At 45.5% G+C, this 18,396-nt stretch carries 12 protein-coding genes and 1 pseudogene; 6 read left to right on the top strand and 7 right to left on the bottom strand.

Annotated elements, in window-relative coordinates:
• Window positions 1–3: 3 nt before the first annotated feature.
• From fruA to fruB, 3 genes are read right to left on the bottom strand one after another with little or no spacing between them, the layout of a single operon-like run.
• Window positions 4–1,746 (bottom strand): PTS fructose transporter subunit IIBC, encoded by a 1,743-nt coding sequence (gene fruA / locus AB6E85_RS04365; protein ID WP_248400949.1) that lies wholly within the window; start codon window positions 1,744–1,746, stop codon window positions 4–6.
• Window positions 1,747–1,761: 15 nt separating this feature from the next.
• On the bottom strand, window positions 1,762–2,739 hold the full coding sequence (pfkB, locus tag AB6E85_RS04370) for a 1-phosphofructokinase (protein WP_372141608.1): 978 nt from the start codon (window positions 2,737–2,739) through the stop codon (window positions 1,762–1,764).
• A gap of 9 nt (window positions 2,740–2,748) precedes the next feature.
• Entirely contained in the window at window positions 2,749–3,882 is a 1,134-nt protein-coding gene (gene fruB / locus AB6E85_RS04375) for a fused PTS fructose transporter subunit IIA/HPr protein (RefSeq protein WP_372141609.1), read from the bottom strand.
• A 385-nt stretch (window positions 3,883–4,267) separates the two neighbouring features.
• Between fruB and cra the strand changes: the two genes are divergently transcribed.
• Window positions 4,268–5,272, top strand: a complete 1,005-nt coding sequence (cra, locus tag AB6E85_RS04380) for a catabolite repressor/activator (protein ID WP_004730297.1) — start codon at window positions 4,268–4,270, stop codon at window positions 5,270–5,272.
• Between the two features lie 84 nt (window positions 5,273–5,356).
• Here the strand turns inward: cra and AB6E85_RS04385 are convergent, their stop codons facing one another.
• The 4 genes from AB6E85_RS04385 to nirB all read right to left on the bottom strand — a co-directional run bounded on the left by AB6E85_RS04385 (window position 5,357) and on the right by nirB (window position 11,920).
• Window positions 5,357–7,147, bottom strand: coding sequence for a protein kinase domain-containing protein (locus AB6E85_RS04385; RefSeq protein ID WP_372141610.1), 1,791 nt, complete (start codon window positions 7,145–7,147; stop codon window positions 5,357–5,359).
• Between the two features lie 156 nt (window positions 7,148–7,303).
• Window positions 7,304–8,773: a NarK family nitrate/nitrite MFS transporter gene (locus tag AB6E85_RS04390; RefSeq protein ID WP_017060867.1), complete on the bottom strand. Its 1,470-nt coding sequence runs from the start codon at window positions 8,771–8,773 to the stop codon at window positions 7,304–7,306.
• Between the two features lie 143 nt (window positions 8,774–8,916).
• Window positions 8,917–9,261, bottom strand: a complete 345-nt coding sequence (nirD, locus tag AB6E85_RS04395; protein WP_012600889.1) for a nitrite reductase small subunit NirD — start codon at window positions 9,259–9,261, stop codon at window positions 8,917–8,919.
• A 76-nt stretch (window positions 9,262–9,337) separates the two neighbouring features.
• Window positions 9,338–11,920 (bottom strand): nitrite reductase large subunit NirB, encoded by a 2,583-nt coding sequence (gene nirB, locus AB6E85_RS04400; protein ID WP_372141611.1) that lies wholly within the window; start codon window positions 11,918–11,920, stop codon window positions 9,338–9,340.
• Window positions 11,921–12,392: 472 nt separating this feature from the next.
• Between nirB and AB6E85_RS04405 the strand changes: the two genes are divergently transcribed.
• The 5 genes and pseudogenes from AB6E85_RS04405 to AB6E85_RS04425 all read left to right on the top strand — a co-directional run bounded on the left by AB6E85_RS04405 (window position 12,393) and on the right by AB6E85_RS04425 (window position 18,246).
• On the top strand, window positions 12,393–14,975 hold the full coding sequence (locus AB6E85_RS04405; protein WP_372141612.1) for a molybdopterin oxidoreductase family protein: 2,583 nt from the start codon (window positions 12,393–12,395) through the stop codon (window positions 14,973–14,975).
• A 334-nt stretch (window positions 14,976–15,309) separates the two neighbouring features.
• Window positions 15,310–16,086 (top strand): hypothetical protein, encoded by a 777-nt coding sequence (locus AB6E85_RS04410; RefSeq protein ID WP_371695689.1) that lies wholly within the window; start codon window positions 15,310–15,312, stop codon window positions 16,084–16,086.
• Window positions 16,087–16,238: 152 nt separating this feature from the next.
• Window positions 16,239–16,727 (top strand): hypothetical protein, encoded by a 489-nt coding sequence (locus tag AB6E85_RS04415; RefSeq protein WP_048612027.1) that lies wholly within the window; start codon window positions 16,239–16,241, stop codon window positions 16,725–16,727.
• A gap of 155 nt (window positions 16,728–16,882) precedes the next feature.
• The gene (locus tag AB6E85_RS04420; RefSeq protein ID WP_372141613.1) at window positions 16,883–17,401 is read left to right on the top strand and encodes a GNAT family N-acetyltransferase; all 519 of its coding nucleotides are present in this window, start codon (window positions 16,883–16,885) and stop codon (window positions 17,399–17,401) included.
• A gap of 150 nt (window positions 17,402–17,551) precedes the next feature.
• Window positions 17,552–18,246, top strand: a pseudogene (locus tag AB6E85_RS04425) (2'-5' RNA ligase family protein).
• Window positions 18,247–18,396 lie beyond the last annotated feature (150 nt).

Genomic DNA, 18,396 nt, shown 5'->3' on the forward strand with positions numbered 1-18,396 from the left:
GGATTAAGCCTCTGCAGTTGCCTTAGAGTCGCTCATCTTTTTAAGAGCTGCGTAACCAAAGCCAGTTACCGCTGTACCCGCTGCAATTGCCACTAGGTACATAAGAACTGGAGAGATAGCGCCAGGAATCAGTAGTACGAATAGACCACCGTGTGGAGCCATTAGTTGTGCACCAAACATCATTGATAGAGCGCCAGTTAGTGCGCCACCTGCCATACAAGCTGGGATAACACGCATTGGGTCTTTCGCTGCGAATGGAATAGCACCTTCAGAGATGAAACATAGGCCAAGAACGAATGATGCTTTACCTGCTTCACGCTCGCCCGCTTCAAACTTGTCTTTCACTAGGAAAGTCGCAAGGCCCATACCTAGAGCTGGAACCATACCTGCTGCCATGATAGCTGCCATTGGTGCGTAAGTTTGCGAAGCCAGTAGACCAACACCGAATGTGTAAGCTGCTTTGTTTACTGGGCCACCAAGGTCGAAACACATCATTGCGCCTAGAATCACACCCAGAAGAATCGCGTTAGACGTTCCCATGTTGTTTAGGAAAGTGGTCATTGCGCTCATCACGCCAGAAACCGGGCCACCCACGATGTAAACCATCACAAGACCAGTGAACAAACTCGCGATAAACGGAATGATCAGGATTGGCTTGAGGGCTTCCATGGATTGTGGAAGTTGAACCTTGTCGGCAATGAATTTCGCTGCGTAACCGGCAATGAAACCTGCTGCGATACCACCTAGGAAGCCTGCGCCTGTTGAGCTAGCCAGCATACCGCCGATTAGACCTGGAGCCAGACCCGGACGGTCAGCAATTGAGAATGCAATGAAACCAGCCAGAACAGGAATCATTAGAGCGAATGCAGAACCACCACCGATAGTCATCAGTGCTGCAGCCAGTGTGCCTTCTTCTTTAAACGCTTCGATACCGAATACGAAAGAGAGTGCGATGATCAAACCACCCGCAACAACCACAGGAAGCATGTGTGAAACACCCGTCATTAGGTGCTTGTACACACCTTTCTTCTCGTCAGCAGGTGCTGAATTTGAAGAAGCAGTGTGTTGGTATGGTTTAGCTTCTGCGAACGCTTTTTCCATCTCTTGCTTTGTTTTCTTCAAAGCAGGGCTTGTTGTTGTTTTGTATAGCGCTTTGCCGTTAAAACGATCAAGAGGAACGTCGATATCTGCTGCGATGATAACTAGATCAGCGTCTGCGATTTCTTGGTCTGTCAGTTGGTTTTTCGCACCTACAGAGCCGCGAGTTTCTACTTTGATTTGGTGACCTAGGCGTTTGCCTTCGGCTTCAAGCGCTTCAGCGGCCATAAAGGTGTGTGCAACACCAGTTGGACAAGCGGTGATCGCTACGATCTTTTTGCTACCTGTAGCAGGTGACGTACCAGTCACTTCAACAGTGCTTTGAACTTGAGAAGCGTCTAATACCGTTGCTTCTGCTACCGCTTTCTCTAGAAACGCTTTTGCATCAGCTGTGCATTCAGAGATAGCTGCTTGGTATACTTTCTTGCCGACAAAGCGCGCTTTATCAACGTTTGTGTTGGCTGCGATAACTACAACGTCGCTGCTGTCGATAGCGTCTTGCGATACAGTTGAGTCAGGTAATACGCTTGATTGACATTCAATAGCGGCGTTCCAACCCAGTGCTTTTGTCGCTTGCTCTAACAAGCCTGCTGCGATGATGCTGTTTGCTACGCCACTAGGGCAAGCTGTGATAATGGTAATATTCATAATAAACCTTTTGTCCTATTTGCTTGTGTCTAACTGGCTAGTTGGAGCACTAAGCGACTGTAATTGGATATTTTGTAGTACTGAATCCAGCTCTTGTTGGCTGGTGATGCCCACGCCTACCTGTGAAACTGCTAGAGCAGATAGGGCGGTTGCGAATTTAATAAGTTCTGGTTTTGGCATCTGTTGCATGTGACCCCAACATAGACCAGCAACCAATGTGTCACCTGCGCCTACCGTGCTTACTACTTGCATGCGCGGTGGTTGAGCATGTAACCATTCACCTTGGTTAAGCCACATCACGCCTTCAGCGCCAAGTGATACCACGATGTTCTCGATGCCTTTTTCACTTAGGGCTTGGCCCGCGTGTTGGCATTGGTCACGAGTTGTCAGCTCTGCATTGAACAGCTGAGACAGTTCTTCATCGTTTGGTTTGATTAACCAGGGTTGTGCATTGATACCGGCTTTAAGTGCGTCACGGCTGCTATCAAATAGCACCTTTTTACCTAAATCGTGTAAGCGTTGAACCCAAGAAGCGCAAAGCTCTGGAGAGATACCTTGTGGCAAGCTGCCTGCAATCACGAAGTATTCGTGGTCTTCAGCCAGTTCTAGTAAGGTTTCTTCAAACGCTTTAATCGCGTCAGCGTCAACAGGAACACCAGGGAAGTTGATGTCGCTAACTTGGCCTGAGTTCTCTACCAGTTTCACGTTGATGCGAGTCGCGCCATCAACACGGATAAAGCGGTCCGTTGCGCCCATCTGTTCGAACAGTTGGCAGAAGGCCTCTTCATTATTGCGACCAAGGAAACCTGTCACGGTTACTTTTGCGCCAAGCTCTGAAAGGACTTTTGCTACGTTTACGCCTTTGCCTGCTGCATGCAGAGAGCCTTTGTTTACTAGGCTCACTGAACCGACATTCAGTGCGTCGATAGCGCCTGTCAGGTCTAGAGCAGGGTTAAGCGTTACAGTAACGGCTTTGATTTGTTTATCAGACATATCGACTCCTTAACCTTCGCCAAGGCCTGAAGCGATAGCTTTGCCAATCGATTCAAGTGCTTGAGCAGCATCATCACCTTCAGCAACAAACTGCAGCTGGTGGCCGTGTTTAACGCCAAGTGCGATCACTTTCATCAAGCTCTTCGCGTTCACTTCTTTTCCGTCGCCATCTAGGTTTGAAACGCGGATTGTTGATTCAAACTTCTTGGCTTCAGCGACTAGCATTGCGCCCGGACGAGCGTGTAGGCCGTGTGCGTTTTTGATTTTGAATACTGCGCAGTTGTCATCGTCTTGAGACGCTGTAGAAACCGCTTCACCTTTTAGAAGGCCAATTACTTGCGCTGCGTCAGCGGTTAACAGTTGTTGCTGTTTACCTTCGAAAACCATCTTGCTTAGGTTTGCCAGAATAGATTGGTGCGCGCTGTTACAAGCGGCGAATGCGACTAATGCTTTCACTGGTGTGCCTTCGTATTCACAATGGTTCGCTGTTGAAACGAAAGATACGCCAGTGCGTGTTACGCCTTTATCGCTGCCCAACAACCACAGGCCTTGGCCTAGGTGAGTCGGTGTTTTTGTTACTAGGTCAGCAACGAATGCGTTGTCTGTGCAACCTGTGTTTTTAAGTAGGCCGCCCGCAACTGCAGACATTTGAATCATGTCGCTCGCAGGGAACAGTAGCTGAACTAAAGAAGCGTCTAGGTCGGCTTCAAGCTGAACTTCGCCGTTAAGTAGAGCGATGATTTCGTCTTCTGATTTCGCTTGCTTTAATTTATCTTCAACACCGTCAGCCGCCAGAACTTTGGTCAGCTGCTTAAGAATGCCTAAGTGCTCGTCAGATTTAGCTGCAATACCAATTGCCACGTAAACACGGTTGCCGTCTGCCCAATCAATACCTTCAGGGAAGTGGTGTACTGCAACGCCTGTCTCTTTTACTAGGCCACGAGTATCCGTCGTTCCGTGAGGAATCGCTATGCCGTTACCTAGGAACGTAGAGTTCTGGTTTTCACGGTTCAGCATTCCTTCAACGTAACCAGAGTCAACTAAACCTTTAGCTGCCAGGTCGCCAGCAATGTTTTGGATTGCTTTGAATTTGTCTTCGGCAGTTTGGCCTAGAGTGATGTCAGATTTTGATAATTTAAGCATGGTGCCTCTTTAGCGTATCGCTTGAGAATTTGTGTATCGCTACGATTCAGTCTAGAGCAAGATTTATGGAGCTTAACTCGTTGCTTAACTCTTTGTTTTATAATTGCTGAATCGGTTCAGCATTCAGTGTAAAAAAATTCAGCAAAGCCGATTTTGGTTTTCAAAATAGTTTTGCTGCGTGTCGTAATTCCAGTTTCGTTAACAACAAGAAGCTGAATCACGACAAATGACGCTCAATCCATTCAAAAGGATGATTGAAGTCACTTTTCAGATTTTGCTGAATCCTTTCAGCTTTTATACTGAATCGATTCAGCATATAATTCAACTAATCCAAGGATCAGAAGATTGGTTATATGATCCTACGCACAAAATACAGGTCACCCATATGACACTAGATGAGATTGCCAAACTAGCCGGTGTGTCGAAAACGACAGCCAGCTATGTGATTAATGGCAAGGCGCAGAAATACAGAATCAGTGAAAAGACTCAGCAGAAAGTAATGGCAGTGGTGGAAGAGTATAACTACCGACCAGACCATGCTGCTTCGTCGCTGCGCGCTGGTAATAGCCGTTCATTTGGTTTGATTATTCCTGATCTGGAAAACAGCAGTTACGCGCGATTAGCAAAATTGATAGAGCAGAACTCACGTAAAGTGGGTTATCAAATTTTGATTGGTTGCTCAGATGATGACGCTGAAACCGAACGTAAAGTTGCGGAAGCGCTTGTTAGCCGTCGTATCGATGCCTTGCTGGTGGCGAGCTCTATGCCAGACGCCAATGAGTTCTACTTGAAACTGCAAAACTCAGGCACACCCGTTATTGCGATTGACCGTCCTTTAGATGATGAGCACTTTGCCTGTGTGATCAGTGAAGATTTCGAAGCTGCATTTGAACTGACGCACTCGATTCTTGATGACAGCATTCACAGTGTTGGCCTTATTGGCGCACTACCTGATCTGAACATTTCGCGAGAACGTCAGTTGGGTTTTGAAGCGGCGAATAAAGCACATACTCAACAAACAGGGCTAACAGAAAACAAGCCGATGGTTGTCGGTTATGGCGAGCACTTTGACCGAGAATCAGGACGTGAGATTTTTGAGGGCTGGATTGCCAAAGGCACAGTGCCCGATGCCATTGTCACTATGTCTTATACCTTACTAGAAGGTGTATTGGATGTGATGGTTGAAAAGCCAGAGCTGATCAATCAAGTGAAACTGGCAACCTTTGGTGATAACCGTTTATTGGATTTCTTACCTTTTAAAGTTCATTCACTGCCACAGCAATTCGAAGTGATTGCCGATAGTGCTTTTGCACTTGCTTTGAACGCGTCAGCTAAACGCTATCAAGCTGGTATTGAGCTAGTGCCAAGAAGTTTAGTAAAACGTGGCTAGCTCTAATTTTACGCTTAGCTAGAAGCCTCGCGTTTAGCTCGAACTTGGTTTTAACTAGCACTTGGCTTTAACTCGAACCTGTAATTAACTCGAACTCAACAATAAGCCCATTTCTACAATGGCAACAATGCCGAGCAACAAAGCCAACACTTTCCAAAACTGGATCGGGTTTCGGTTTATCAAAGGTTGCTTGGCTTTGCTTTTCACCAAGCTTTGGTTTGGTGTGTAAAGATCTGCTACAAAATCTCCCAACACTTGATGACGTTCGCTTGGTGATTCCGCGCAGGCTTTTTGTAACACCAAATCCACCCAACTCGGTAAGTCCGCTCGTTTCTGAGTGATGGGTTGGTATTCCCATTGATGGTGGCGAGATTGTTTAAGCGATTGTGCGGTCATTTCAGAGTAGGGCAATGCACCTGTTAACATCTCATAGCCGATCACGGCGATAGAGAACAAATCCGAACTGGTGGTGGCCGTGTTGTGCTTGATGGTCTCGGGTGCAATGTAATTGACCGCGCCTAATGGTGTGTCGTCTTTGTCGGTGAGCTCCCCCTCTTCAAGGCCTCTCACTAACACCGCACCAAGGTCGATGATTTTCACCTCACCATCACGTTGAATCATGATGTTCTCGGGCTTTAAGTCTCGGTGCACCATGTCTGCACGTTGCAGTACTCGAATGCCTTGAGTGATCTTTTCTAATATGTCACGCACTTCATTGAGTGACGGTTTTGGATTGTCGTACATCCATTGTCTTAGCGTGATGCCTTCTACCCATTCGCAGATTTGGTATAAGAATTGCGAGTTCTCTGGCGTCGGATAAACCTTCATTACTCTCTTGTTTTTTAACAAGATTCCCGCCCATTGTTCATTAAAGAAAGCTCTGAGTTGCGAAGGGCTATCGTGATATTGAACGGAAGGGACTTTCAGCACGAACTCGGTTTGTGTCTCTTTCTGCATCACACGATACACATGACTTCTTGAGCCTGCATACAACACCTCAAGTACCATAAAGTTATCGATACTTTGACCAAGTTTTAGCGCGGGTGGGATAGCACGTTTAGCCAGCTTTTCATGAAACTCAATCAGCGAAGGTTTAGGCAGATGGCTGACTTGCACAATCAAGCAGCTCACGTTGTCTGAGCTATTGTGGCTTAAAGCGGTATTACAGATGGTTTGCGCTGCGTATTCGAAATCTGCTCCGGGTTTGTCGATGTGTTCCTTGAAGGTGTTGGGAGAGACAAACTCGTGCACGCCATCAGATGTCAGGATAAAGCAGTCGTTTTTCTTGATAGGCAGGGTTTGATAGTCAACGTTGAGTTGGTTGTCCATGCCTAAGGCGCGTGTTAAGTAATGCTTCTGCCCCATATTTTTACGGGTGTGGTCGCGGGTCAGTTGGCGTAATTCTCCATCTCTGAGTAAGTAAATGCGACTGTCGCCAACGTGGAATATATGTGCGGTGTTCGATTTTAATATCACGCTGCTGAACGTCGAAACGAGGGCATTGTGGTTCACTTGTTGTGCGGGATGAATATTAGAAACAGACGTGTTGAAGAGCCAAGAATTGAGGGACGTTAAAACCTTTTGCGCTGAACGCTGAATGCTCCAGCTTTGGGGAGTTGCGTAATAGTCGTCGATAAACTGCATCACGCTGGTGTGACTGGCTTTCTGGCCGTGTTCACTGCAACTTGCGCCGTCTGCTATGCAGGCAACACTGCCTTTCAACTCTTGCTCTGCGCGAGTTTTGGGGTGTTTTACAATGATCGCATCTTGGTTTTCATCTCGTACGCCTTGATTCGAATAACCACCAAACTTAAGCGTTAACTGGTTGTTGGATTCTGGCGTGATGACTTGCCCTTGGCTGAATGAAATTGTCATAACTGGTCTTCTTCTTAACTGCTCTTCTTCCCGCTTCCTTGACAGAACATCCTAGGAAGAACAAAAGCCCTAGTGAACTTAGAGCCTTTGAACGAAGCACCTAGCATTGATGTATCCGCTAAGGTGCTTCTTCCGATTCAATAATATCAATGCTTCCTAGCTTGAAACATTAATCAGCGTGACACTGCCATCGTCGTTTACTTCGGCGATTTGACCGTTAGGCTCTTCCATGAACAGTAGAGTCACAAAGCCAAGTACCGCTGTTGCAGCAATCACTAAGAAGAAGGTTTGGTAGCTCACGAATGACAACACAGTTAGGTAAACTACCGCACCCACGTTACCGTAAGCCCCCGTCATACCTGCAATTTGACCTGTCATGCGACGCTTGATTAGAGGAACCGTTGCGAATACCGCACCTTCACCCGCTTGCACGAAGAAAGAACACGCCATCGCCGCGACAACCGCTAGCCATACAGGCCATGTGCTGTCGACTTGACCCATTGCGAAGTAACCCACAGCAAGACCAATCGTTAGAATAAGCAGTGTTGGTTTACGACCGAATTTATCTGAAATCCAACCACCACCTGGACGAGACATTAGGTTCATAAAGGCATAAGCCGATGCAACCATACCTGCAAGAACCGGTGTTAATTCAAAGGTTTCAGAGAAGAACAGTGGCAACATAGAAACCACAGCCAGTTCAGAACCAAATGTCGCGAAGTACAATACGTTAAGTACCGCAACTTGCTTGAATTTGTACTGGTGAATCTCTGGTACTTCTTCTTTAAATACGTTCTTGTTTACTTTCCAAACTTGCGACACTTCGTACACGTAAAGTGCTGCTAAACCTGCATACACAGAGTAAACCGCCATGTCAGACAACATGTTGATGTTGCTTGGTGAAAGCTTCCAAGTCAGTAGCGCTAAAGCGGCATACATAGGGATCTTCATAATAAGTAGGAAGAAAAAGTCACCCTTTGATGTCACTTCCATTGCTGTTACTTGAGCAGGCTTGAAGTAAGTTGAACCTTTTGGTGTATCTGACACGTTTTTGTAGAAGATAAACGAGAACGCTAAGCTCATTACGCCAGTAATACCGACCGCATAACGCCAGCCGTCTTCACCACCAAACGCTAGAGCGAGAGTTGGAAGTGTGAACGCTGCTGCTGCTGAACCGAAGTTACCCCAACCGCCGTAAATACCTTCAGCCGTACCCAGTTCGTTGTGTGGGAACCATTCAGACACAAGACGAATACCGACAACGAAACCTGCACCAATGAAGCCCAGTAGGAAACGAGCGATGGCCGCTTGAATGAAAGAGTCTGCCAGAGCAAACATAAAACAAGGGATCGAACAGACCGCGAGTAGCGAAGAGTAGACCAACCTTGGGCCGTATCTATCGGTTAGCATGCCTATGGCGACACGCGCCGGAATGGTCAATGCAACGTTGAGGATCAGGAGGGTTTTGATCTCTTCAGTAGAAAGACCAAGTGTGGTTTTTACCATTTGCAGTAGTGGGGCAAAGTTGAACCACACAACAAAGGTAATGAAAAAGGCCATCCAGCTTAGGTGTAAGACCTTCATCTTACCCGTAAATGAAAGCAGCGAAAATTTAGTGTTATCCATAGTTTAAATCCTTTAAATCTGGAAAATTACCTGGTTTGTGCATCTGCGTTACTTCCGAACTTCGAACGCTTTTAATGTGCATAAACCCTGTGCCGAAATTGCGCACGCAAATAAGCGTTTGCATCATGGTGTCGGCGGTTTAGTTAACTGGCGATAGCAAGAGGTGCGAGAACTTGAACTTGTTCTCCTTGCTTGCGAACTTCAAATTTCACGAGCTTGAGTTCAGGCTGTTCAAGACATTCGCCAGTTTCTAAGTGGTAATGCTGCTTGTATAAGGGTGAGGCCACGTAAGGTTCTCCGCTTAATGAACCAATTATACCACGTGACATCACATTCGCCTTGCCGATAGGGTCGTAATTAGAGAGCCCATAAAGCGTGTCGCTGCGCTTGCAGTAAAAAATAGCCACTTGGTTATCGTCTACTTTGGCGCAAATTCCCCCGTTTGGGGTTAGGTCGCTGGTGCTGCATACGGTTGTCCAATTTTCCATGACTTTCTCCTAGTCTAAAATTGAGTTTTTATTTTTTTATTGATGAACCTGATGAACCTGATGAACCTGATGAAATTTATGAAACCTCAGTCACTTCGATTTGGTTTGCTTTAGCGAGCTTTTCATCGCGTTTTGAATTCGAAGCATCACTCAAGCTCGGTTTAGGAAAACGTTGCTCTCGCTCTTTGATGAAAGAGAGGCTAGTGTCCATTTCTTCACTGTTGATGTAGTGCTGGAAGCGCTTCATCTTCTCAGGGTTTTCAATGGTGGTTTTCCATTCACACTGGTACTTCTCGATGTTGAGTGCGATGTCCGCTTCGAGTTCTTCAGCTACGTTGAGCTTGTCTTCAATCACGACTTGTTTGAGGTATTCAATGCCGCCTTCGAGGTTCTCCATCCATACCGATGTACGCTGTAGGCGGTCTGCGGTACGTGTGTAGAACATCAAAACGCGGTCGATGTATTTAAGGAGTGTGGTTTCGTCCAAATCAGTGGCGAATAGGTCTGCATGGCGAGGGCGCATACCGCCGTTACCACAGATGTAAAGGTTCCAACCTTTGTCGGTGGCGATAACACCAATGTCTTTCGATTGGGCTTCTGCACATTCACGAGTACAGCCTGAAACCGCAAACTTGATCTTGTGTGGTGAACGTAGGCCTTTGTAGCGGTTCTCAAGTCGAATCGCTAAGCCAACACTGTCGTCGACACCGTATCGACACCAAGTGCTACCGACACACGATTTCACGGTACGAACCGATTTACCGTAGGCGTGGCCCGTTTCAAAACCTGCATCAATCAGCTTTTTCCAGATGATAGGCAGTTCGTTAAGCTGTGCGCCAAACAAGTCGACACGCTGACCGCCCGTGATTTTGGTGTAGAGGTCGAACTCTTTAGCAACTTCACCAAGCACGATTAATTTATCTGGAGTGATTTCACCGCCAGCAATACGCGGAACCACCGAGTAAGTGCCGTCTTTTTGCATGTTGCCAAGGTAGATGTCGTTGGTGTCTTGCAGCTCGATATGTTGATCTTCAAGGATGTAATCGTTCCAGTACGAAGCCAGAATCGAACCGACAGCCGGTTTACATACAGTACAGCCTAATCCGTTGCCGTGAGAATCTAACAGCTCGTCAAAGGTCTTGATTTTGTTGACACGGATGATGTCGGTAAGCTCTTGGCGAGAATAAGCAAAGTGCTCACAGATATCGTTAGAGACTTCCACACCCAAGTTACTCAGTTCACTATCGAGAACCTGTTTCGCAAGGGCAGAACAACCGCCACACCCTGTCGAAGCGCTGGTGGTTTCTTTCAAAGCCGCCATCGTGGTGCAGCCCGCAGAGACCGCGTCTTTAATATCGCCTTTGGTCACATCAAAACATGAACAGATCACAGCGCTATCAGGCAGAGCTTCTACACCCATTGCTGAACCAGAATTATCGGCCACGTTAGGTAAAATCAGCACTGATGGGTTTTCAGGAAGGGGCATGTCATTTTGTTTGATTTGCAGTAGCGAACCGTAGGCTTCTGCATCACCGACCAATACTGCACCGACAATCTTTGTGCCGTCAGCCGAAATGATCAGGCGCTTATAAACTTGTTCAATTTCATCGTTATAAGTATACGATTGAGCACCTTCTGTCTTGCCGTGTACTTCGCCAATACTGGCCACATCGACGCCAAGCAGTTTGAGCTTGGTGCTCATGTCTGCGCCAGTGAATGCAGCGTCGTCAGTACCGTCAGAGACAATATGCGAAGCCGCGATTTTTGCCATCGAATAACCGGGAGCCACTAAGCCGAAGATCTTGTTATCCCAAAGGGCACATTCACCAATCGCGTAGACGTTGTCGATGTTGGTTTGACAGTGATTGTTGATCACAATACCGCCACGCTCGCCAATCTCGACATCAGAGCTTCTTGCCAGCTCATCTTGAGGGCGAATACCGGCAGAGAATACGATCATATCGGTTTCTAAATGGGTGCCATCGGCGAAGTTCATACGGTAGCGAGCGTTTTCACCGTCGACTATTTCAGAGGTCGCTTTCTCGGTATGAACTTGCACACCAAGGTCTTCAATCTTTCTGCGCAGTAGGGCACCGCCACCGTCATCTAATTGAACGGCCATTAGGCGAGGCGCGAATTCAACCACATGGGTTTCTAAGCCAAGGTTTTTGACTGCGTTTGCGGCCTCTAAGCCAAGCAGACCACCACCAATCACCACGCCAGATTTGCTGCCTTTGCTTGAAAGCTCGATGGCGTCTAAGTCTTCGATGGTGCGATAAACGTGACAGTGTTCTTGGTCGTTACCGGGAATAGGGGGAACAAAAGGGAAAGAGCCCGTCGCCAAGATCAGCTTGTCATAACTTTCAACATGACCACTTTCAGTGATGACTTGTTGATTGGCGGTGTCTAGCTTGGCAACCTTCTGGTTCAACAAGTAGCTCACGCCGTTGCTTTGGTAATACTCTTCACTGGTCAATGACAGGTCATCAGCACTTTTACCATTAAAGTAAGCCGTTAGCTGAACACGGTCGTATGCTAGCCTTGGCTCTTCACTGAAAGTAATTACATCAAACTCATCACTCTCTGATTGCAGGATGTTGTCGATAAATTTGTGTCCAACCATGCCGTTACCAACAACGACGATTTTCTTCTTGCTCATAATCCATTCCTTATTCTCGGCGTCACCATCACTAGCATCTAATTTCTAGTCGTTAGCAGATGAATACCGGGTTGAGATTCCACTCAATTCATAATCATCAAGAAAAACAAAAATGTTTTTTCTAAGTCTTGTTTTTTAGTGGAGCAAGGAGGGTGCCAGATTACGGTTCGTTCATTTAAATAAAAATTAATTTATAATTTTCAGTGGTTTAAAAAGTATAGGTAGCACGCAATTACCCCTAAAGTGGTATGTAAATTTTTTGTTAGATTTATATAAATGAGCATTTGTGGTGCAACTTTCTGCAAGATGGTGCAAAAATTAAGTTTCGATCTTGGTTAAGTTCTGTTTGGTTCGTTGTTGATATTTGTATTTTTATTAACTCATTGTTTTTAAATGAAAATATTTGCAATTCATCGACTGCTATTAAGTGGCGTGTTATTTGCTTGTTTTCACTTATTACAATTATGGATAATTGAGCGAGAAACGGATGACCGATTCAAACAGCGGCTGGATAAAATCGACCTGTGCTTATTGTGGTGTAGGGTGTGGAATAGAAGCGAGACCGACATCGCTAGGAAAACTAGAAGTACGTGGTGATAAAGATCATCCATCAAACTATGGAAAGCTATGTACTAAAGGGATCGCGCTCGGCGACACCGTCACGCCTTTAGGTCGTCTTACACAGCCTGCTTATATTCAGAATGAGCAAAAACAAGAGCTGGATTGGAACAGTGCCACTCAGTTGGTCGCAGACAAATTCAATCAAACCATCGAAGAATATGGGGCCGATTCGGTTGCGTTCTATGTGTCTGGTCAGCTGCTTACCGAAGACTATTACGTTGCCAATAAACTGATGAAAGGCTTCATCGGCAGTGGCAACATCGACAGTAATTCTAGGCTGTGTATGGCTTCAACCGTGGTCGGGCATAAGCGTGCATTTGGTGCAGACACAGTGCCGGTTTGTTATGAAGATCTTGAGCAAGCCGATCTGGTTGTGATTACAGGATCCAACCTAGCATGGTGTCACCCGGTACTTTTCCAAAGGTTAAGAGCCGCGAAACAAGCCAACCCAGCATTGAAAGTCATCGTCATCGACCCGCGTTATACCGACACCTGTGAAATCGCAGACATTCACTTGGCATTGGAATCTGGCTCAGATGTCGCATTGTTCAATGGTTTATTGGGTTACCTCGATGATAACGACAAGCTAGATGCAGACTACATAGAAAACCACACCCAAGGCTTTACTGAATCGATTCGATCTGCGACTCAGTACCGTTATACCGAATCAGGCTGGGGCGACAAAAGTGTTCCTGAACTTACAGGGTTAACAGAGCAGCAGCTAAAACAGTTCTACAGTTTGTTTGCATCGAACGAGAAGGTGCTGACCATTTACTCCCAAGGCGTGAACCAATCGACACAAGGGTGCGATAAGGTAAACGCCATTATTAACTGCCATTTAGCTACTGGGAAAATCGGCAAGCCGGGCATGGGGCCATTCTCTGTAACGGGCCAGCCGAACGCAATGGGTGGCCGAGAAGTGGGCGGTTTAGCCAATACCTTAGCGGCGCACTTTGAATTTGGTGACCCGCAATCACACCAAACCGTCAGCGAGTTTTGGCAAACCGACAGCTTAGCCACACATGCGGGTTTAAAAGCGATTGACCTGTTTGATGCCATGAATGAAGGTAAAATCAAAGCCGTGTGGATCATGGCGACCAACCCAGTCGTGAGCCTGCCTGATAGCGAAAAGATCAAAGCGGCATTAGAGAAGTGCCCATTTGTGGTGGTGTCTGATTGTATTGCCGATACGGAAACCACTCGCTTGGCCGATGTGGTGCTGCCCGCGCAAGGGTGGAGCGAGAAGTCGGGTACTGTGACCAACTCTGAACGCCGAATCTCACGCCAACGCCGTGTGTTACCAAGCCCAGGGGAAGCCAAACCCGATTGGTGGATATTAAAAGAAGTCGCGCAAAAAATGGGATTCAAAGAGCAGTTCGAGTTCCGCCACGAAGGCGAGATCTTCAAAGAGTATTGCGAGATGACAGCGCTCGGCAATGAAACAGGTAAAGCGCGTGACTTGTGCTTAATTGGACTCACGCAACTGGATGAAAAGGGCTATGGCGAACTCACTCCACAGCAATGGCCAGTATTAGAGTATCAACCTGAGATCATTGAGCAGCGCATGTTCACTAATGGCGAGTTCTTTACAGAATCTGGCAAAGCGCAGTTTATTGCAGTCGAACACGACAAACCGATTGCCGACACCAGCCTTGAATTCCCACTTATCATGAACACAGGGCGAATCCGAGACCAATGGCACACCATGAGCCGCACAGGTTTGGCGGCAGGCTTAGGTGAACACACCCCAGAACCGTTTGTCGCCATGCACCCAGATACCGTTTCAGAACTGAACTTGGATGAATTCGGGCTAGATGCTTTCAACCACGCCACTATTAATCCAGTGGTGAAAGTGCGCAGCGCACAAGGGGAGTGCCAAGCGCGATTAGTGGTGACCAAAGAGATGCGCCGTGAACAAGTCTTCATGCCTATCCACTGGAACGCACCGACCGCCAAAGACAGCAAACCGTGTGACTTGATCTTGCCTCATACCGATGCCGCATCAGGCCAACCAGAGTTCAAACATACCCCTGTGGTGGTTGAACCGTGTGGCTATCGCAGCGAAGCCGCCTTGGTCAGCGACAAAGTGATGGATTGCAGCGGTTTTGATTACTGGGTGCGCCAAAGAGTGGAGGGCGGTTTTCTGTATCGCATCTCATCATCCAAGAACCCAATGGAGCTGGTGATTCAGCTTGCTAATACCCTTGATGCCTTGCCAGAACCTAACACGGAGGCGATAAAATCACTCCATTACCACGGCAATAAGTCATTCAAGAACTACGGCTCTGCCAAGCTGGGTCAGTCTGGCGTAAAGCAGGCCTTCGTGGTGAACAGTAAGCTCGACCATCAAAGCATCGAATGGCTGGTGGAATGCCTAACCCGAGAAGCCGATGAAGAGTTCGAAGCCGAGTTTTTGAGTACCATGGCGAAGTAGCTGACTACCTCTCGCTAATCCATACCTTTAGTGTAAACGCCGACATGATTGTCGGCGTTTTTGTTTTTGAGAATACAACTTCCAAGATACAACCTGCATAGCCTGAACTGCGGTTTACTCACATATTGGGGAGTTTTCTGCATTTTGCCGAAACTATATGGAAAATTTCTGCTTTTCGTCATGTTTGATGCAAAGATAAGTAGGTAAGATGATGTTATTAAGAGAGTTATTGGACTAAGTGTAGTGTGTCTTGGAAACTAGACAGAATTGTTTCAGGGACAAAATGCAGAATTATTCTGTCTAATATAGCTGTTAGGCAATACGGGCATGCAAAGTGCGTGCTATTGCATTATCATTAATTTTTTCTTTTTATACTGAGAATATGAATAAGATTGTTAAGTTTGTTTTAGGCACTATTGGGGCCGTAGTAATTGGTGCAATAGGCAGTGGGGTTTGGGAATACATCTTTCAACCAGCACTCCGCTCCGGCTCTAATATATTGTTAGAAGTTGCAACACTAGGTATTGAAAGCTTTAAAAATGATCTGTATCGAGATGTAGCAAAAGGTTACAGAGAGCAAGCTAGCTACTCGTTGTTGCTGTCTTTTACTTCTCTACTAATTAGTGGCTACATTGTTGGTTGTCTAATAATGTTTTCAAAAGTTAAAGATATGATAAAAGCAGAACAAGAAACTCTTGCAGACCTGAATGAAATGGAGTTAGAAATAGAGCATGGTCCAACAGAAGAAATAGATGACAAGCCGGAAAAGGCTGATTTACTAGAAAGAATAGAAGATATCAGAAAATCACTACAAAGCTCTGGAAGCAAGAAAATTAAAAAGTATTGTTATGCAATGACTCTTATAGTGGTTGTTATTAGTGTTAGCAAATTTGTTGGAATAATCAAAGACGGATATATTAATGGTGCAGTGACACATTATACTCAAATGGTAAGAATTGTGAGCCCATATGTTGAAAAGGATAGGTTAATTGAAATTGAATCTGAATTTTCTCAGATTCAATCATCGAGTGACTATGAAAAAATTATCGATAGCTTGAATTTCTATATTCAGGAACATCAATTACATAAACCACAATTCAGTGTTTGGTGATTTTGCCTAACAAATGCTTTAAGGCGGACCGCCAACTTTTGGCATTTTTAGTCTGGATTGGGTGTAGTGATTACGGCGGTCTGTTTGAGTGTCGTTTAAGTTGGCAGCCACTTAAGCAGGCGTTAGCCTTCTAAAGGATAATATACAGTCAGATGTCAATAGAAAAAATGCATGGTGGCGCTACGCATACTGCGGAAGAATTTGTGCTAGCAGGTGTTGCCGTGTCAAAAGGCACAGAGAATAATCGTTTGGTAGCACCAACAATGGTCAATTTCGCTTTTGCGTCAGAACTGTTCTTTAAAGGGATATTGGTAGAGCAGGGTATAAACCCTGGCAGAAATCATGGTTTATGGGGGTTGTACCAACTTCTTCCTGAAGATAGGAAAAATTGGGTGCGGCGTATGTATATTTACCTCGTTGGTGATATTTCTACAGATACCTTTGAAAAAGAAATTCAGCGTTGGTCAAACTCTTTTATTGAAATTCGATATTGGCATGATGAGACATCAAAAAAACAGGCATATTTTGACTTTTCGAATTTCATTCCAAATCTAGCTATTAGTTTGTATAACGCGTATGTACATTATGAAGAACTACCAGTATTTGAGTTTCCTCAGCTTAAAGGTATGCACGCCAAGTAGGCAGTCAAATGCTAACAAAGCGTTTAAGACAGATTCCCAACGCATGGCATTTTTAGTGCTATCGTTGGGTTTTGTGTTTACGGTGGTATGGTTAGGTTTCGTGGTGGCGTTGCTCACTACTTAACGCGGCGTTATACCCTATCGGAGAAAATTACATGGAGTTAGTTGTACCATCGCAAGAGTTTCAGTCTGCTTTCGAATCTTTCTATGAGGACTTTGCTAAAAACGATGTTGAAAATGCTGAGTACTACCTTGAAGGTGAAATTGATTTTTCCAAATATGTTCAGCGCTTGAGTGACGAAGCTGCGGGGGTAAACTTACGTGAAGGTTATGTGCCATGTAGTCATTTTTGGCTGATAGATAGTACAAGGTCTATCCTCGGAGCTATTCGGGTTCGCCATAATATCGACAATGATTTCCTCTCTTTAGAAGCTGGTCATATTGGCTACGATATAGCCCCCTCATCTCGTGGAAAGGGCAACGGTAAGTTAATGCTGAAGTTGGCGCTTTCGAAAGCTGCCTCTCTTGGCATCGAGCGAGCACTACTGACTGCTGATGAAGATAACTTTGCATCGCGTGGTGTCATCGAAGCTAATGGTGGTGAGTTTGAAAAAATCGTTATAGGTAAGGTTTTCCCAAATCCTTTAGCTAGGTATTGGGTCAGCTGTGAGTAACGATATACAAAGCATTTTAGAGTGATTCCCAACGCTTAGCATTTTCAGTTTAAGCTTGGGTTTTGGGTTTTGGGTTTACGGTTCTATGGTTTCGTTTAGGTGGTAGAGTTGTTCGCACCTAAATTGGTATTTGTACGCTTTGAGGAGCTAATGATTCAGAGTATTTATGATGAGATGTGGCAAAGGTTTGAGCTAGCATCTGCTCACAACGATTATGAGCTAGACTCGCATCTATTAGATATTGCTAGTGATACCCGAAGGGGGTTACAGCTTTGGCATATTTAAAGCAGGGTAATCGTTCTGTTCTTGATGAAATCATGATCTTTCAGAAAGCAGTATGTGAAATAGAACCCAAGCAATACTACCATCCGCTTGAAGAACTGCACCTAACCGTTCTGTCGGTAATTTCATGCGTACCAGAGTTTGAACTCAGCGAAATCAATATTCACTCTTATATCGAAATATTTCGTTCAGTCTTGAGTTCAAATCAACAGATAGAAATAAAATATCAAGGTATTAGTGCGTCTCCAAATTGCATTCTACTGCAAGGTTTTCCTGTCAGTGATTCTTTGGAACAGTTTAGAAATGAACTTAGAACTCAATTAAGCGAAGCGGGGTTAAGGGTAACTTTTGACAGCCGTTATAAGTTGGTTACAGCGCACAGTTCATTAATTCGGTTCAGAGTTCCAATTAGCGATAGTCGACAGCTTTTTAGGTTGTGTCAGCAGTATCGAAATTATGACTTCGGTAGCATCGTTCTGAAAGACTTTGAACTGGTGTTTAACAACTGGTATCAAAACTTGGCGGTAACAAAGTCTTTGGCTAGAGGTTCTTCATTAAACTAAACGCGCTTATAACAAGTACCTAAGAGTCAGCCCAACCCCCACATCATCAAATATCCAGTGCACGATTTCAAAAAAAAACAACTAAATCAGAAGCCCAACACTTGGCACTTTATGCCAGTGTTGGGTTTGTTGTTTTGTCGAAAACCAACC

Origin of the sequence: Vibrio sp. 10N.247.311.51 (assembly GCF_041467855.1) — a bacterium.
GTDB lineage: Bacteria > Pseudomonadota > Gammaproteobacteria > Enterobacterales > Vibrionaceae > Vibrio > Vibrio coralliirubri.

What these genes read in the sequence shown, in the direction of transcription:
- AB6E85_RS04385 (WP_372141610.1), bottom strand. Translation starts at nt 7,147, where the DNA reads ATGACAATTTCATTCAGCCAAGGGCAAGTCATCACGCCAGAATCCAAC.
- fruA (WP_248400949.1), bottom strand. Translation starts at nt 1,746, where the DNA reads ATGAATATTACCATTATCACAGCTTGCCCTAGTGGCGTAGCAAACAGC.
- AB6E85_RS04415 (WP_048612027.1), top strand. Translation starts at nt 16,239, where the DNA reads ATGTCAATAGAAAAAATGCATGGTGGCGCTACGCATACTGCGGAAGAA.
- nirB (WP_372141611.1), bottom strand. Translation starts at nt 11,920, where the DNA reads ATGAGCAAGAAGAAAATCGTCGTTGTTGGTAACGGCATGGTTGGACAC.
- AB6E85_RS04420 (WP_372141613.1), top strand. Translation starts at nt 16,883, where the DNA reads ATGGAGTTAGTTGTACCATCGCAAGAGTTTCAGTCTGCTTTCGAATCT.
- cra (WP_004730297.1), top strand. Translation starts at nt 4,268, where the DNA reads ATGACACTAGATGAGATTGCCAAACTAGCCGGTGTGTCGAAAACGACA.
- fruB (WP_372141609.1), bottom strand. Translation starts at nt 3,882, where the DNA reads ATGCTTAAATTATCAAAATCTGACATCACTCTAGGCCAAACTGCCGAA.
- nirD (WP_012600889.1), bottom strand. Translation starts at nt 9,261, where the DNA reads ATGGAAAATTGGACAACCGTATGCAGCACCAGCGACCTAACCCCAAAC.
- pfkB (WP_372141608.1), bottom strand. Translation starts at nt 2,739, where the DNA reads ATGTCTGATAAACAAATCAAAGCCGTTACTGTAACGCTTAACCCTGCT.
- AB6E85_RS04390 (WP_017060867.1), bottom strand. Translation starts at nt 8,773, where the DNA reads ATGGATAACACTAAATTTTCGCTGCTTTCATTTACGGGTAAGATGAAG.